This window comes from Bradyrhizobium sp. CCGUVB1N3, assembly GCF_024199925.1.
Lineage (GTDB): Bacteria > Pseudomonadota > Alphaproteobacteria > Rhizobiales > Xanthobacteraceae > Bradyrhizobium.
Genome location: NZ_JANADR010000001.1, coordinates 4,039,548 through 4,055,539, shown reverse-complemented (window position 1 = coordinate 4,055,539; position 15,992 = coordinate 4,039,548). Strand labels below are relative to the sequence as shown.

General features: G+C 65.6%; 15 protein-coding genes. 7 read left to right on the top strand and 8 right to left on the bottom strand.

Translation table 11 applies throughout. From position 1 onward, the window contains the following. Nucleotides 1-221: 221 nt before the first annotated feature. The gene (locus tag NLM33_RS19335; protein ID WP_254097672.1) at nt 222-1,790 is read right to left on the bottom strand and encodes a DUF4403 family protein; all 1,569 of its coding nucleotides are present in this window, start codon (nt 1,788-1,790) and stop codon (nt 222-224) included. 233 nt (nt 1,791-2,023) lie between these two features. Here NLM33_RS19335 and NLM33_RS19330 point away from each other — a divergent pair, with 233 nt between their 5' ends. Then, nucleotides 2,024-2,419 carry an MAPEG family protein gene (locus tag NLM33_RS19330; RefSeq protein ID WP_254097670.1) on the top strand — a complete coding sequence of 132 codons (396 nt, stop codon included), beginning with the start codon at nt 2,024-2,026 and terminating at the stop codon, nt 2,417-2,419. Between the two features lie 77 nt (nt 2,420-2,496). Here NLM33_RS19330 and NLM33_RS19325 read toward each other — a convergent pair whose 3' ends face one another. Both NLM33_RS19325 and NLM33_RS19320 read right to left on the bottom strand, forming a co-directional pair. Next, on the bottom strand, nt 2,497-3,348 hold the full coding sequence (locus NLM33_RS19325) for an SMP-30/gluconolactonase/LRE family protein (protein ID WP_254097667.1): 852 nt from the start codon (nt 3,346-3,348) through the stop codon (nt 2,497-2,499). Next, nucleotides 3,345-3,869: a GNAT family N-acetyltransferase gene (locus NLM33_RS19320; RefSeq protein ID WP_254097665.1), complete on the bottom strand. Its 525-nt coding sequence runs from the start codon at nt 3,867-3,869 to the stop codon at nt 3,345-3,347. The genes NLM33_RS19325 and NLM33_RS19320 overlap by 4 nt, the downstream gene beginning before the upstream one ends. Nucleotides 3,870-4,081: 212 nt before the next feature. Between NLM33_RS19320 and NLM33_RS19315 the strand changes: the two genes are divergently transcribed. Continuing rightward, nucleotides 4,082-5,443, top strand: a complete 1,362-nt coding sequence (locus NLM33_RS19315; RefSeq protein WP_254097663.1) for an adenylosuccinate lyase family protein — start codon at nt 4,082-4,084, stop codon at nt 5,441-5,443. Between the two features lie 130 nt (nt 5,444-5,573). Here the strand turns inward: NLM33_RS19315 and NLM33_RS19310 are convergent, their stop codons facing one another. Together NLM33_RS19310 and NLM33_RS19305 are read right to left on the bottom strand one after the other, a co-directional pair. Then, nucleotides 5,574-5,852 carry a GIY-YIG nuclease family protein gene (locus tag NLM33_RS19310; protein WP_254105835.1) on the bottom strand — a complete coding sequence of 93 codons (279 nt, stop codon included), beginning with the start codon at nt 5,850-5,852 and terminating at the stop codon, nt 5,574-5,576. Nucleotides 5,853-6,169: 317 nt separating this feature from the next. Continuing rightward, nucleotides 6,170-6,889: a L,D-transpeptidase gene (locus NLM33_RS19305; protein WP_254097661.1), complete on the bottom strand. Its 720-nt coding sequence runs from the start codon at nt 6,887-6,889 to the stop codon at nt 6,170-6,172. 271 nt (nt 6,890-7,160) lie between these two features. Here NLM33_RS19305 and NLM33_RS19300 point away from each other — a divergent pair, with 271 nt between their 5' ends. The 3 genes from NLM33_RS19300 to NLM33_RS19290 all read left to right on the top strand — a co-directional run bounded on the left by NLM33_RS19300 (nt 7,161) and on the right by NLM33_RS19290 (nt 9,839). After that, nucleotides 7,161-8,213 (top strand): glycosyltransferase family 1 protein, encoded by a 1,053-nt coding sequence (locus tag NLM33_RS19300; protein WP_254097659.1) that lies wholly within the window; start codon nt 7,161-7,163, stop codon nt 8,211-8,213. Nucleotides 8,214-8,247: 34 nt separating this feature from the next. Next, complete coding sequence (locus NLM33_RS19295) at nt 8,248-8,937, top strand: class I SAM-dependent methyltransferase (protein WP_254097657.1); 690 nt, start codon at nt 8,248-8,250, stop codon at nt 8,935-8,937. 242 nt (nt 8,938-9,179) lie between these two features. Next, nucleotides 9,180-9,839, top strand: coding sequence for a hypothetical protein (locus tag NLM33_RS19290; protein ID WP_254097655.1), 660 nt, complete (start codon nt 9,180-9,182; stop codon nt 9,837-9,839). 239 nt (nt 9,840-10,078) lie between these two features. On the opposite strand, the gene NLM33_RS19285 is transcribed toward NLM33_RS19290, so the two are convergent. Then, the gene (locus NLM33_RS19285; RefSeq protein WP_254097653.1) at nt 10,079-11,743 is read right to left on the bottom strand and encodes an aminotransferase class III-fold pyridoxal phosphate-dependent enzyme; all 1,665 of its coding nucleotides are present in this window, start codon (nt 11,741-11,743) and stop codon (nt 10,079-10,081) included. 35 nt (nt 11,744-11,778) lie between these two features. On the opposite strand from NLM33_RS19285, the gene asd reads away from it, so the two are divergent. Continuing rightward, the gene (gene asd / locus NLM33_RS19280) at nt 11,779-12,642 is read left to right on the top strand and encodes an archaetidylserine decarboxylase (RefSeq protein WP_254097651.1); all 864 of its coding nucleotides are present in this window, start codon (nt 11,779-11,781) and stop codon (nt 12,640-12,642) included. 72 nt (nt 12,643-12,714) lie between these two features. Then, a complete protein-coding gene (locus tag NLM33_RS19275) occupies nt 12,715-13,278 on the top strand; it encodes an NUDIX hydrolase (RefSeq protein ID WP_254097649.1) in 564 nt (187 codons plus the stop codon). Between the two features lie 208 nt (nt 13,279-13,486). Here NLM33_RS19275 and NLM33_RS19270 read toward each other — a convergent pair whose 3' ends face one another. Beyond that, the gene (locus NLM33_RS19270) at nt 13,487-14,899 is read right to left on the bottom strand and encodes a FecR domain-containing protein (RefSeq protein ID WP_254105834.1); all 1,413 of its coding nucleotides are present in this window, start codon (nt 14,897-14,899) and stop codon (nt 13,487-13,489) included. A gap of 260 nt (nt 14,900-15,159) precedes the next feature. Next, nucleotides 15,160-15,948 (bottom strand): DUF2147 domain-containing protein, encoded by a 789-nt coding sequence (locus NLM33_RS19265; RefSeq protein ID WP_254097647.1) that lies wholly within the window; start codon nt 15,946-15,948, stop codon nt 15,160-15,162. Nucleotides 15,949-15,992 lie beyond the last annotated feature (44 nt).

Below are 15,992 nucleotides of genomic sequence, written 5' to 3'. Positions count from 1 at the left end.
GCTAAGCGATCCCGGTCATGGCGGGATGCAAAAAGGGAAGGGGCGGCGCTGTTCCTTCGCCGCTCCCCTTGTGGGAGAGGGTGCGCTCGCGCAGCGAGCGCGGGTGAAGGGTATCTCTCCCCGAGTGATCCTCTAGTGGTGAGCGCGCGGATAGAGACCCCTCATCCGGCGCTTCGCGCCACCTTCTCCCACAAGGGGAGAAGGGAAGAAAGGGCGCCAGCCTACATCCCCGACAACTTCGTCACGTATACGTTCAGCGAGCCACCGGCTTCCGCGATGATGCGCAGCGTCTTGGAATCGAAGGCAATGTCGGCGAGCGTCAGGTTGTCGATATTCGCCTCGACGCGCAGGCCGTCCTCGGACTTCTGGTAGTCGGCGATCGCGGCCGCGATCTTGTCGCGCGCGTTCGCAGCGATCGGCTTCAGGTCGAGCGTGGCCTTCTGCACCAGCGCCTGCTGGAGGTGCGGCACCACCGCGCGCGCCGCGGCCCCCAACAAGCCGAACGCGGCCTCGGATTCCACCGCGAGCTGGATGTCGGCGAGCCGCAGCGTCTGCTGCGCCTGGTCGAGCATCGGCCGCCCCCAGATATGTACGGTTGCCTCGGCACCCAGGCCGAACCAGCTTTTCTTTTCCTTGGCGCGCACCAGAAGCGAGATCAGCAGCCGGTCGCCCGAGGGAATCACGTTGACGCTCCTGACGGTGACGTCGACCGGACCCGAGCCATCTTCCGGATAGGTATGGCCGACCATCTGGGTTGCGATCAGCTTGTTGATCTCGGTGAAGGGCACGTCGATCGGCACGCCGATGCTCACGCCGGTACCGGTCGGCGGCACGATCGAGATCTTCTCGGGGAACGGGCACTCGGGCTTGGTCTGGGTCGTGGTGACGCGGGTCTCGGCCTCGATGCCGAGCAGTAGCGTCACGGCCTGCGCATCGACGCGCGGCTGGGCCGCGATCGCGCGGATCGGCTTCATCTCCAGCCAGAGCGGCGGCAATGCGGCCGACGATCCCGAGCCTTGCAGCGGTATCGAGCGGCAGGCCTTGATCCATTGCGCTTTCGCATTCTCGCGCAGGCTCGGATCGTTGCGGATGCGCTCAGAGACCACGTTGAGCTGATCGCCGACGTTCTTGTCGATCAGCGGCTTGACCTGCGCCGGCACGTTGACCTTGGCGCCGGCGACCGAGAGGTTGGTGTCGCCGAGATTGACCTGCGCGCCGAGATTGGGCTCGAGGCGCCAGTTGGCGGCGAGCTTCGGGCGCGAGGTGATGACCACGTTGCCCTTGATCTCGGCGCTGGCATTCAGGTTCTTGATGTTGACGGCGCCGATCTGCTTGGCGGCGTTGTTGCCGAGCACGCTGCCGAGCGCCTCGCCGAGCGCGCCGGTCGCTTTCGAGGACAGCGATCCCGTGACGTTGAGCTTGCCGGTCAGGGGTGTCGACAGCGTCAGCACGTCCTTGTCGCCGCTCGCGGCAATCGGCCCGCGCGAGGCGGTCCAGCCGATATCGGCGTTCTGCAGGATCTGCGAGATCGGATTGTCGGCCTTGCCGGTGAAATTGCGCGCCGCGCTCTTGTCGGCGGCCTCGCGGATCGCCGAGAGCGCGATCGCAACGGGCGCCACCACGATCGAGCTCTTCGAGACCGGCGGCAGCGGCGGCAACTGCGCGACTGCGGGCGCGGTCCCTGCGCCGCGCGACGACAGCCAGTCCATGGCCTTCAGGCTCACGAAAAACGACACCGCGATCACCGCGACCGCGATCAGGATAGTCTTCAAGTTCAACGTCAGACGCATCAATCCCCCGAACCGGCCCCGGCTCGCGAGTCTACAGGGCGGGGGAAGGCGGCGCCAGAGTGGCCGAAACCGGGCGGAGATGCACCGCGGCGGCGGGATCGACCTCACTGCTGCGCACAATCGAGTGATCAAGAAAATCGCCCGGCGGTGTCGATCCGCCGACGGCCCGTACGTCTGGATAGGGCCGACCGGCCACATCGCGCGACCGGCGGCATCCAATCCGGGAGGCGCAGATGACGACCGACCTCAAATATCTCGTCTTGACGGCGATGATGACCGCCGCCTTGTGGATTCCCTATATCGTCTGCCAGGTCAGGACCAACGGCCCGCTCGAGCCGAAGAATTATGCCGATCCCGCTCTGCCGCGGCCGGTGCCCGCATGGGGCCAGCGTGCCAATCGCGCCCACCTGAACGCGATCGAGGTGTTCGCGCCGTTTGCAGCATTGGTCATCGTCGCGCAACTGGCGGGCCAGGCCAACGCGACGACCGCATTCTGTGCCGCAAGCTTCTTCTATCTGCGGCTTGCCCACGCCGTCGTCTACCTGGCCGGCATTCCCTATGTGCGAACCATCCTGTTCACGCTGGCATTCGTTGCCGAGGTCGTGATCTTCTGGGAGGTGATCACGTAGCCTGATTGGTGCGGCCGGGCTTGGAGCTTGAGTGTGGTAGGATTTGGCCCCTTGCTGGCGCCGATGAATATGACAGCTCAGGGATAACCCGATCCCGGCGTCTCCACCTCGACGATATCGATCCGCGCCGACGATCTGCCTTGTCTCAGTTCCTCCGGCGATGTCGCCGCACTGATGCCGAACAGCGTTCTGCGCTCGGCGCCGCCAAGCGCGCATGCAATGCCGCGGCGTCCGGGAACGTTGATGCGCTGCCGCTCGCGTCCGTCGCGATCGATCCGGATGAAGGCGCCTTCACCATAGGACGCGACCCAGACGGCGCCATCGCGATCGAGACAGATGCCATCCGGCTCCTTCCCGCAAGCAAGGCGGCGGCGGAAGTGCAGGCTGCCATCGCTGCCGATCTCGTAGTCGGCAAGGCATTCGCCGTCCATCTCGGCGACGACGAGCCTGTCATGATCGGCCGACACGGCGATGCCGTTCGGGAAGCGCAACCCTTCGGCGACGATGCGCGCCTCACCATCCGGAGTCACCAGGATGATGCGCCCATCGGCGCCGCGCTCGGGCGGCGGTGGCAGATTGAAGCCGAGATCACCGACATAGGCGCGTCCGGGCCCGTCGACGATCATGTCGTCGATCGTGCCGGTGGCGATGCCGGACAGATCGGCATAAGGCGAGAGCACACCATCGGCATAGGCCAGGAGACGCTTGCGAAACATCGTCAACACCACCAGCCTGCCGTCCGGCAGGATGCCGGTGCCGCAGGGGATGTCGTCGGCGAAGGTTGCATGTTCCGTGCGGTCGCCCGATGGGCCGATGCTGAGCAAGGTGCGCGCCAGGCAGTCGACGAACCACAGCCGCCCCTGATGCCAGCGCGGGGCCTCGAAATACTTGCCGCCGTCGAGCAGGGTTCTGAGTTGCGGTTCATTCATCCGGTGCTCCCGTCCAGGAACAGCTTCATCAGGATCTCATCGAAATATCGGCCATCTTGCTTGAGCGCCTTCGGATCGCGACCGTATTCGATGAACCCGGCACGGGTATAAAGACGCAAGGCGGGTTCGTTGTCGCTGACGACGGACAACTGAAGCTGTTCGACCCGTTGCGCCGCATGCGCCACGACGGCGTCGACGAGGCGACGTCCCACGCCGAAGCTGCGCGCCGCTGGCCGCACATACATGCCCCAGAGCATCGCCTTGTGCACGGTCTTCGTCCCGTCCTGCCGGCGAAAGCCGGCGACGCCGCACAACTCCTGTTCGATGAAGGCGCCAAAAACGTCGGAGGCCGCGAGGCGCTCCTCGAACCAGGAAAGCGCCATGTCGCGCTCGCGCACAAACACGCTGGAGTAGGCTCCCGGATGCGCTTCGAGCGCCTCCAGCCTGATCTCTCGATAGAGCGTCGCGTCCGCTGGCGTGAGCAGTCTGACGGCGGCAGTGTTGTGGTCAGCTGACGGCATGTCCTGCTTTCGTCTCCATCGGTAACGAGAATGCCCTGGAGCCCGGAGGCGCGATCACGATATTCGAGAACGGTCTTCTTCATGCGGACGTCCCTCGGCCGGCGAATTGAGCACACGGGTTGCACCGAAGGCAACCTTTGATTGTCGCTCATTTCGCCGGATGCCACTATGTTCGTACGCAAGCTTGTGCACGAACATAATGAAGGAAACCCATGGCGAGCACCGTCTTCGATTCCGCGCTGTTCCGCGACATGTTTGGCACCGCCGAGATGCGCGCGGTGTTTTCGGATGAGGCGCTAGTCGGCCGCTACCTGGAAGCCGAGGCTGCGCTCGCCCGCGCCCAGGCCCGCGCCGGCGTCGTGCCGAAGGACGCCGCCGCCGCGATCGATGCCGCCGCCCGCAGCATCAAGCTCGACTTCGACAAGCTCCGCCACGAGACCGAGATCGTCGGCTATCCGATCCTGCCGCTCGTCCATCAGCTTTCCGAGGCCGCCGGCGAGGCCGGCCGTTATGTCCATTGGGGCGCGACCACGCAGGACATCATGGACACCGCCAACGTGCTCCAGATCCGCGCTGCGCTCGACATCGTTGCGCGCGACCTGAGGGAGTTGCGCACGATCCTCGCCGACCTCGCGCGCAAGCATCGCGACACGCCGATGGCGGGCCGCACCCATCTCCAGCAGGCCCTGCCGGTGACCTTCGGCTACAAGGCCGCGATCTGGCTGTCCTCGATCGACCGGCACATCGAGCGCGTCGACCAGGCGCGGCCGCGCATCCTGCTCGGCGAGTTTTCGGGCGCGGCCGGCACGCTCGCCTCGGTCGGCGACGGCGGCCTCGACATGCAGCGTCTGTTTTGTGAAGAGCTCGGCCTCAGCCAGCCGCCGATCACCTGGCACGTGGCGCGCGATGGCATCGCGGAAGCGGTGACGCTGCTTGGTCTCATCACCGGCACACTCGGCAAGATCGCCACCGACGTGATGCTGATGTGCGCGACCGAATTCGGCGAGCTCTCCGAGCCCTTCGTGCATGGCCGCGGCGCGTCCTCCACCATGCCGCAGAAGCGCAACCCGATCTCCAGCGAGCTGATGCTCGCCGCCGCCAAAGCGGTGCGCCAGCATGTCGCCGCCATGCTCGACGGCATGATCCACGATTTCGAGCGCGCGACCGGTCCCTGGCATCTCGAATGGGTGTCGTTGCCGGAGAGCTTCTTGCTCACGGCGTCCTCGCTCGCCAATGCGAAATTCATGCTGGCGGGTCTGGTCGTGCACGAGGATCGCATGCGCGCCAATCTCGGCCTGACGCACGGCCTCATCGTCGCCGAAGCCGTGATGATGGCGGCCGCACCGAAGCTCGGCCGCCAGCATGCGCATGACGTCGTCTACGATGCCTGCCGCAAGGCTATCGAAGGTGGCGGCGATCTCGCCGGCATCCTCTCCGACGTTCCCGAGATCGTGGCCGCGCTCGGCGGCGTCGATGCCATCCGTCGCCACTGCGATCCCGCGAACTATCTCGGCCTGTCCGGCCAGATGGTCGATCGCGTGCTCGGCCTCTCGGCAGGCAAGACCGCCGGCTGAGATCATCGACCGATTCGCGTCCTGCGGTTGTTCCGCCAAGGCGCCGCCAGACGCGCTGCTGCGCACGCGTGTTCGCAACGAGGAAGCCATGGCAGAATCCCTCCGAGGGAGGCTGCCTCGGACTCAGTCCTCATCCCGAGGAGCCTGCCGCAGGCGGGCGTCTCGAAGGATGGGGAGACTTGCGCTCCGCCAGTTGCTGAAGTTCAGCGAAATCTCCGCGCATAAAGGCTTCCTTTTTAGCCCGACTCCATTTCTTGAGTTTCCGTTCGCATTCGATCGCGTCCGTGATCCGGTCGAACCATTGCGAATAGACTAGCGTCACGGGCTTGCGCGAGGAGGTGTAGCCGCCGAATGTGCCGGCGTTGTGCTGCGCGATCCTGATCTCGAGCGCGGTGCGCGTCGTGCCGATCTAGTAACTCCCGTCCGCGCACTTGAGAATGTAGAGGTACGCGCCGTCTGTCATCGTGCCCGCCCCATCCTTCGAGACGACCGCTTCGCGGTCTCCTCAGGATGAGGCTAACTGGCGTCCGTGGATTGGCGCAAGTGCCGAGCGGACAACCTCTCGACTATGGGACGAAATCGGTCGGGCGCGATGGCCGCGCATTCAGACCTCATCCTGAGGAGCCTGCGAAGCAGGCGTCTCGAAGGATGAAGACGCGGTCTCCGGCCCAAACGAAAACGGCCCCAGGTACACCAGGGGCCGTAAACGTCTCGATGTCTCGCCGTTTACCGCGTCGCGCTACCGAGGTCTGCGCGGCGGTCGGTCATCGGTAGCACCACGACCTTGGTGCCGACGTTGACGCGGGAATAGAGGTCGGTGACGTCTTCATTGGTCAGGCGGATGCAGCCGGAGGAGACGTGCTTGCCGATCGTGTCGGGCGCGTTGGTGCCGTGGATACGGTAGACGGTGCCGCCGAGATACATGGCGCGAGCGCCAAGCGGGTTGCCGGGGCCGCCGGCCATGTGGCGCGGCAGATAGGGCTGGCGGGCGATCATCTCCGGCGGCGGGGTCCAGTCCGGCCACTCGGCCTTCTTGGTCACCGACTGGACGCCGGACCAGGTGAAACCGTCACGGCCGACGCCGATGCCGTAGCGCACGGCCTGGCCGTTGCCGAGCACGTAGTAGAGATACGTGTTCGGCGTATCGATGATGATGGTGCCGGGCGCCTCGCGGGTTGCATAGCTGACGACCTGGCGGCGGAAGCGGGCGGGCGTCTCGACGCTGTCCTGGTCCTCCGACGGTGCGGTCTGATAGGACGGCGCCGGCTGATAGGGCTGATAGGGTTGCAGCGGCTGCGGCGCGGCGAAGCCGGGCGGCGGCGGGAAGAAGGGGAAGAGCTGCACGGGCGCGGCATGTGCCGGGCCGGCAAACGCGATCGCGGTGATCGCAACGGCACTGAGCGCAACGGTGCGCGAATACGTCTTCAACGTGTCCAGATTGAACATTGATCGCCCCTGTCGGATCGGATTTTTGATCACCGCGGCCCTTTGCGGTGCTCCGTTGCCTGAACTCCTAACGGCGAAAAGTTTCGGGACGTTTGCGCGAAGAATCGAAAACGGTTTCGTCGCGGCAAGGATTGTTTCATGACAGTTTCGTGGCCGTGCCGACCCGTTAACGAACAAAACAGTGGGCCGACACTTCTGTGACGTCACACGCCTGAAATATCCATGGTTGATGGTCGAAAGCCGAGAATCATCAAACTCTCGGGATTTCCCCATGCGGGTATTAATTGCGACTGACGCCTGGCATCCGCAGGTTAACGGTGTGGTGCGGACGCTGACTTCGCTGGCCGCCGCCGCCAAGGCGCTCGACGTCGAGATCGAGTTCCTGACGCCGGACGGCTTTTCTTCGCTGCCGTTGCCGACCTATCCGGGCCTGCGCATCGCGCTGCCGAGCCGGGCCGAGATCGCACGGCGGATCGAAGCGGCAGCTCCGGAAGCGCTGCACATCGCAACCGAAGGCCCGATCGGCTGGGCGGCGCGCGCCTATTGCCGCCGGCGCGGGCTCGCCTTCACCACCTCCTACACCACGCGCTTCCCCGAATACGTTTCGGTCCGCACCGGCATTCCGGACAGTGTCGGCTACGCCGTGCTGCGGCACTTCCACGATGCCGCCGCCATGACCATGGTGGCGACGCCGTCGCTGCGCCAGGAGCTCTCCGAGCGCGGCTTCAAGCGGCTCGGCTTCTGGACCCGCGGCGTCGACACCACGCTGTTTCATCCCGATAGTCCGGCAAAGCTCGACCTGCCGCGGCCGATCTTCATGGCGATGGGGCGCGTCGCCGTGGAGAAGAATCTCGACGCGTTCCTCTCGCTCGATCTGCCCGGCACCAAAGTCGTCGTCGGCGATGGGCCGCAGAAGGCGCAGCTCGAGAAGAAGTATCCCGGCGCCGTCTTCCTCGGCGAGAAGAAGGGCGCCGATCTCACCTCGCATCTCGCGGCTGCCGACGTCTTCGTATTCCCGAGCCTCACCGACACCTTCGGCGTCGTGCAACTCGAGGCGCTCGCCTGCGGCACGCCGGTCGCGGCGTTTCCGGTGACGGGTCCCAAGGACGTCATCGCTGATCATCCGATCGGCGCGATCGACGACGATCTGCGGGCCGCGTGCCTGCGCGCGCTCACCATGTCGCGCGAGACCTGCCGCAACTTCGCGCTGGCGCGCTCATGGGAAAACAGTGCGCGTCAGTTCGTCGGAAACCTCACCTCACTCCAGCCCAGCCGCTCGCTGCGTCCGACGCCCGTCATTGCGCGGCGGCCGGTGCGCGGCTGATCCGGAACATCTGAACCAGACAGGACTTTTGCTAATGGCCAAGACTATGAAGTTTGAAGAGTCGCAGCAGCTCGACCTCGACCGCGGCACGGTCGAGCAGGCCTACGACCGGTGGGCGCCGGTCTACGACCTCGTGTTCGGCGGCGTGTTTGCCAAGGGCCGGCAGGCCGCGATCACGGCGACCAACAAGCTCGGCGGCCGCGTACTCGAGGTCGGCGTCGGCACCGGCATCTCGCTGCCGATGTATGCGCCGAACGTCCGCATCTTCGGCACCGATATTTCGGAGGCCATGCTCGACAAGGCGCGCCGCCGCGTCTCGGAGCTGAAGTTGAAGAACGTCGAAGGCCTCGCGGTGATGGACGCCGAGAAGCTCGAATTTCCCGACAACTCCTTCGACGTCGTGATGGCGCAATATGTTGTCACCGCCGTGCCCAACCCGGAAGTCGCGCTGGACGAGTTCGCCCGCGTGCTGCGTCCCGGCGGCGAATTGATCATCCTGACCCGCGTCAGCGCCGATGACGGCATGCGCCGCTTCATCGAGCAGAAGCTCCAGCCGGTGGTGCGTCACCTCGGCTTCCGCACCGCCGAGTTCGCCTGGTCGCGCTACGCGAAGTGGCTCGCGAGCGCGCACGGCATGGAGCTCGCCGAGCGCCGCCTGATTCCGCCGCTCGGACATTTCTCGCTGGTCCGCTTCCGCAAGGTTCAGGTCGCCAAAGCGGCCTGAGCGTGTCGTTGCCCCTCATGGTGAGGAGGCGCGCAAGCGCCGTCTCGAACCATAGAGGCCCGGCTGTTGCTAGGTGGGCCTCATCCTTCGAGACGCTTGCTTGCGCAAGCTCCTCAGGATGAGGAGATAGAGTTAGTCATGCGTCACCGCGTCGCGCACATCGTCACATGACAAAATGATGATGTCACACGCCCTACATCGAATCCCTGTATCTCCTGACACGAAGCCTTTTGGGGGAAAGAATGATCAAAGAATTCCTTGAGCAGCTCCGCATCCAGCGCTGGGACGACCACCGCTACTATCATCACAGCCGCATCAATCAGAGCCTGCACTTCGTCAGCGCGGCGAGCTTCCTGTTCGCCTATCTCTGGCTGTTCGTCGATCCCGTGGTCTCGGGGCTGGTCGGCTGGCTGGTGTCGATGACCTCGCGCCAGGCCGGTCACTTCTTCTTCGAGCCGAAGGGCTACGACCATATCAACCAGGCGACGCACGAGCACAAGGAAGAGATCAAGGTCGGTTACAACCTTCAGCGCAAGGTCGTGCTGATGGTGATCTGGGCGCTGTCGCCGCTGGTGCTGTTCCTCGATCCGACGCTGTTCGGCCTGTTCAAGCCGTTCGCGGGCGCGACCGACTTCATGCGGCAGGTCGCAAAGATCTGGCTTGCGGTCGGCGCGGGTGGCTTGCTGTTCCGCACCGTGCACCTGTTCTTCATCCGCGACGTCGAGACCGGCCTCGTCTGGATGACCAAGATCCTGACCGACCCGTTCCACGACCTGATGCTCTATCGCAATGCTCCGCTGGCGCTGATGCGCGGCGAGCTGATGGATCCCGGCCTGCACCTCAACCCCGAACACACGCTGGGCTTCATCTCCGAGCCCGAGCTCGAAGAGCAGCACGCCTGAGCGCGCGGCTCTCACCCAACACTCCGATGTCCAAAGGTTACGTCATGCCCGGGCTCGTCCCGGGCATCCACGTCTTGGAAGCTCCATACGCCGTCATTCCGGGGCGGTCCGCAGGACCGAACTATGGTGCGCCGTTGCGCACCAGAGAATCTCGAGAATCCACAATGCGCAATTGCGCATTGCGGTTCGATGCTTCGCATCGCCCCGGACTGACGGTGGTTATGTGGGGAGAGTCGCCTTCAGCGCCCGAAGCGCTTGGCCAGCATCTCTTTCAGGATCTGCCGCTTGATGCGCTTGTTGGTGAGGCCAGCATCGTGCCACCAGAAGCCGTCGGCCTTCATCTTCTCCGCGGCGCGAACGAAGCGTTCGGCGACCTCAGTGAAATCAGCGTCGGTGTAGTTCAGGCTGAAGATCAGCCGTCCGGTGCCGACCCAGCTCAAGGCGAGGCCCTCGGCACGCAGATAGTATTGGAGCATCCAGTTGTAGCGGGACGGCTCGGTGTATTTCACGGTCCAGATCGAGGACAGGTTGGCGACGCGCACCGGCAGATCGGCGTCGCTCAGCATCTGGTTGAGCTTTTGCGCGCGGCCGTCCCAGGTCGCATCCAGCCCGTCATAGATCGCGCGGAAGTTCGGGCTGGCGAGCCGGCTCAGGAACTCATCCATCGCCGTCATGACGTAGGGATGCGAGTTGAAGGTGCCGCGGGCAAAGCAGACGTCGGCGGGACGATCGTCACGGAAGCGGCGCATCAGCTCCTTCTTGCCGCAGACCACGCCGACCGGCAGGCCGCCGGCAAGACTCTTGCCGTAGGTCACCATGTCGGCGCGCACGCCGAAATATTCCTGGGCGCCGCCGGGAGCGAGACGGAAGCCGACGAAGACCTCGTCGAAGATCAGCACGATGCCGCGCTCGGTGCAGACCTCGCGCAGCTTCTTCAGCCAGGCGGCATAGGCTTCGCGGTCGAAGTTGCCGCCGCGGGAAGAGTCGACCAGCGAGGAATCGCCGGGCGCGTTGGCGTTCGGATGCAGCGCCTGGAGCGGATTGACCAGCACGCAGGCGATGTCGCGCCGCGTGCGCAGCACATGCAGCGTTTTCTCCGACATTTCGGCGAGCGTGTAGGTCTCGTGTGCGGCAATGGGGTTGCCGACGCCGGGCTGCACGTCGCCCCACCAGCCGTGATAGGCGCCGGCAAAGCGCACCAGATGCGTGCGCTTGGTGTGGTAGCGCGCAAGGCGCACGGCCTGCATCACGGCTTCGGTGCCGGACATGTGGAAGGAGACTTCGTCGAGGCCGGAGATCCGGCAGAGCCGGGTCACGTTCTCGGCGATCACGGGATGGTAGGGACCGAGCACAGGACCGAGCGCATGGGCGCGCTTCTCGCCTTCCCCGATGCACTCCTTGTAGAAGTCGTTGCCGAAGATGTTGACGCCGTAGGAGCCGGTGAGGTCGTAGGAGACGTTGCCGTCGAGATCGGTGACGGTGACGCCGCTGGACGACTGCATGAAGCTCGAGGTGCCCAGGTTCTCGCGCACCAGGCGGGAGAACTGGAACGGCACGCGATAGCTTTCGGTGAATTGCAGGTCGGAGATTCTTTCCGCCGCCTCCTTCGTCAGCGCACGGCCCTTGGCGTAGCGCGCGGCGTAGAGACCGGCGAGGCGAAAGAAGCCGTCGTGGCGCTGGGCTGCGATATTCGCCGGCGCGCCGTCACAGGCGAAATAATCGTCGCCCTCGAACTCGTAGAACGGGATCAGCCGCGCCACCCGGCGCGACATCTTGGAATGCCCGGAGAGCGAGCGGTGCTTGGCGCGGGAGAGTTCTATGCGCGCCTTGAGCTTCGGAAAGGCGGCGGCAGCGGACGCTGCGGCGGCCACGGACAATGAGAGAATCGGGAGTGTCGTTTCCATGACAACAAGCGCTAACCGGACCTGCTGACAGATTCATGACAGTCAAAGCCCTCATCGCCTCTTTCACCCAGCAGGAAGACCTCAATTTCCTGCTGACCAACCGCATTCCGCGCGCTGCGCTGACCCGCTTCATGGGCTGGTTCTCCAAGATCGAGAACCCGCTGGTGCGCGACGGCTCGATCGCGCTGTGGAAGCTGTTCTCCGACCTCGATCTGTCGGAGGCGCGCAAGACCCATTTCAAGAGCCTGCACGACTGCTTCACGCGGGAGCTGAAGCCGGGCTTGCGTCCCTATGATCCGGATCCCGCGATCGTTGCCAGTCCGTCCGACGGCATCGTCGGCGCGCACGGCAAGATCGCCGACACCGAGCTGTTCCAGGTCAAGGGCGCGCCCTATTCGCTGCTCGATCTCCTCGGCGATCCTGGCCTGGTCGAGCAGCATCGCAACGGCTCCTTCGTCACGCTGCGGCTGATCTCGAGCATGTACCACCGCTTCCACGCGCCCTATGACGCGCATATCGAACGCGTCACGCTGATCCATGGCGACGTCTGGAACGTCAACCCGATCGCGCTGAAGCGGGTCGAGCGTCTCTTCTGCAAGAACGAGCGCGCGGTGATCCGCACGCATTTGTCGACCGGCGAGGCAGTGACGCTGGTGCCGGTGGCGGCTATTCTCGTCGCGAGTATCCGGCTGCACTTTCTCGACATGGTGCTGAATGCGCAGACCCGCGGCCCGGTCAATTTCCCGTGCGACGTCAACGTGAAGAAAGGCGAGGAGCTCGGCTGGTTCGAGCACGGCTCGACCATCATCATCCTCGCGCCCGGCGATTTCACGTTCTGCGACGGGATTGCCGAGGGCGCGCGCATCCGTGCGGGGCAGGCGCTGCTGCGAAAAAAGTAAGCCTTCAATCCGCCGTGTCGGCGGCCTATATCGTCCGCCGGGACGATCTTTCGACACGGCAGGTAACGAGTTATGGCGCGGGCGCCGGTTCAGGCGGCAGGGGGAATTGTGCTGCGGCGTGATGCGCCGCTGATCGCCGTGGTGCGCCAGCGCAAGCGTAATGAATGGGTCTTGCCGAAGGGCAAGCTCGACGATGGCGAGACGCCGAGGGAGGCCGCGCACCGCGAGGTGCTGGAAGAGACCGGCCACGACGTCGCCATCCACGAATTCCTGGGCACGCTCGCCTATCCATCCGGCGGCCGCTCCAAGATCGTGCATTTCTGGCGCATGGAAGCGGACGGCGGTCCGGTCCGCAAGCTGATGAACGACATCAAGGCGGTCGACTGGCTGACGTTGGAGGATGCGGCCGCGCGGCTGTCGCGCGAATATGAGCGTGCGTTCCTCATGCATGTCGGCCCGATCGCACTCGCCGCCGCCGGCCTCGCACCGAGTGAAGTGGAAGCCACGCCGCCGCTCGCCATGGACGACGTCGATGCTGCGATGCAGACGCTGACGCCCGCGGAGGCGGCTTCCGTCGAAGAGCTGCGCCATGGTCTCTTGCAAAAGGTGAAAGCCTGGCTTCGCGGCGAAGCGTGAGCTGATTTCTTTTTCTCTCCGCAGTGAAACTGCACCCTCTCCCCTTGCGGGAGAGGGTGCCGCGCGAAGCGCGGCGGGTGAGGGGTTCTATCCGCGCGCAAGGCTCTTAGTCGTGCTCGCGGATAGAACCCCTCATCCGGCGCTTCGCGCCACCTTCTCCCGCAAGGGGAGAAGGGAAGCGAGCTTGCGAGTTGCGACAGCGGCACCGCTACCGCCGCTCCTTCTTCTCCTTCGGCGGCGGCGCGGGCTTGCGCGGTGCCGGGCGCTGCAGGCCCGGCTGGCGCTGCTGCAATCCAGGTTGCCGCTGCATGCCGCCTGGCTGCGGCTGGATGGCGGGCGGCACGGGCTGACCGCTGCGTGGCGACTGCGGCGCGGGCGTCGTGCCGGGCTGTGGAGTCGCAGCGGGCTGTTGCGTCGGGGCCTGTCCGTTGCGTGGCGACGGGGGAGCAGTCACGCCGCCTGGCGTCGTCGTCTGTCCCGCGCGCGGCGCGCCCGGTTGCTGGCCTGTGCCTTGCTGCTGGCCCTGGCCTGCGCGCGGCGCGCCCGGCTGACCTGCGCCGCCTTGTCCTTGCCGCTGTGGCTGCTGCGTGCCCTGACGGTTCGGCGCACCCGGCTGCGGCTGGCCTGGACGGTTGTTCTGTCCCGGCTGGCCATTGGGCCGCTGCGGCTGCTGCCCAGGCTGACCGTTCGGCCGCGGCTGTTGCTGCTGCGGCGCCGCCGGCTGGACCGGCCGCGGAATGCGCGGGGTCGCGCCCGGATTGGCCCTGCGGAATTCGCGCTGCTCGGTGACGATCTGCCGGCCGGTGGTCTGGGCCTGATGCACCTGGCTCACGAAGGCGCGATCGCGCGCGACCTGTTGCGGAGCAATCGTGATCGGCACCGCGGCAAAGCGCGCACCGCCGGTCCCGGGCCGGATGGCAAAGCCCGATGCGCCTTGCGTCAGCGCGCCGAGCCGCGCGCCGCTGGTGCGGTCGTTGACGTCGATGTGGCCGACCCTGCCGTCGGCGTCGGGATAGAGCTTGATGTTGACGTTGTTCGCGGCCGTCGCAGCAGCGCTTCCGTCCGCCGGCACCTCGATGACGCCGGTGGTGCCACGGATGCCGAGCGTCGCCGTCGGCGTCGTGATCTTCATGTCGCCGGTCTTGGCCACCGCTGCGGCGACGAAGGCGACCGTGCCCTTGCCGACGTCGAAGATCGCGGAGTTCTTATTGCCGCCGTCCTCGTAGACGTAGTTGTCGATCGTGATCTTGGCGCTGGCCGACAGATTGAACGTGGTGGAATCGTTGAAGGCGATGCTGAGCGAGGAGTTCGAGGCGGTCTGCACGACGTCATTGAGATAGACGTCGTCGCGCGCCTTCAGCGGATAGGAATTCTTGTCGCGGATCACGGTCGCGATCCCCGTCACGGTCGCGACGTTGCCGATCGGCTCTTCGGGCGCGGCGGTTTGCGCGTCAGCCGCCGGTGTCGCGGGCGCCTGCGAAGGAGACGGTGTCGGCGTTGCCTGTGGCGCCGGCTGCGCCTGCGCGAGCAGGGTCGCGTCGGATGCGCATGCGTCCGTCGCGCCGGCCAACGACACAACAAGCAGCGGAAGCGCGAGCACGCAGCGGCGCCAAGCCAGCATCAAAGCCACAGTGAGGTCCCGGTGAAGACACGAGGCGAGATCAGTCGATTTCAGCCGGAGATGGCTGAATGGCGGATGAACATCTGTCGCACAGGCGTTGCCAACGTTCAAACGCCACGTCCCGGATTTCGGGACGTGGCGCCATGATCCTTGCTCGTCATTCCGGGCGCGACGAAGTCGCGAGCCCGGAATCTGGAGATTTTGGTGGGAGATCCCGGGTTCGATGCTTCGCATCGCCTCGGGCTGATGCGCTCCGCGCGTCAGCCGATACGCTTCCAGGTCTGGCCGCCGCAGAACATGCCGCCGAAGGCGCAGCCCTGCACGCGGAGCAGGTTCGGGCCCTTCATCGCGATCGTGGAGTCGTAGTTGCGTCCCGAATCGGGATCGTGGATGCGGCCGCTCCACTTGGCGCCATCGGGCATCATGTTGATCAGGATCTTCTCGTTGGTCTTCTCGGCATAGCCGCAGAGATTGGCGCCGCATTGTTCGACGCGCACATTACCCTTGTTCTCCTCGGTCGCCCACACGCCGAGCGGCGTGGTCGAAGCGGGGGCGGGCGCGGCCGCAACAGGGGCCGGCGCGGGCGCGACGGGTGCGGCGACCGGCGCCGGCGGTGCAACGGGGGCTGCCCGTGGCGTGGCGGTGGTGTCGACGGCCGCGGTGGTGGCCGGTGAGGCAACGGTCGGGGACGGCGCAGGCGGCGCGGTCACGATCGGAGCTGCAGCAACGGTCGCCTGGACCTGGGGCTGCGGCGCCGGTTGCTGCGCGGCGGGCGCCGGAGCCGGCGGGGCCGTGGTCGTCGTGCTCGACGACGCTGTGTCGTCGTCGTCCTTGGAGCCAAAACCGTTGAGGTTGATGTTGTTCAGCCTGATCGGCTTGTTCGACAGGCCGGGCGCCACGATGGTGACGCAGTCCAGCGAGGCGCAGTTTCGCGGGGCCTGGATATGGATGCGCTGCCCTTCGATCTCGAAGGAGATCGCATTGCCGGCATGGGCAATTGCGGTCGAAGCGAGGAAGAGCGCGGTAGCGGCGACTGAAAGCCTGGTCATGGCAGCCTCCCAAAGGCAGCGTGGATACGGTGTGGCCGGATGTC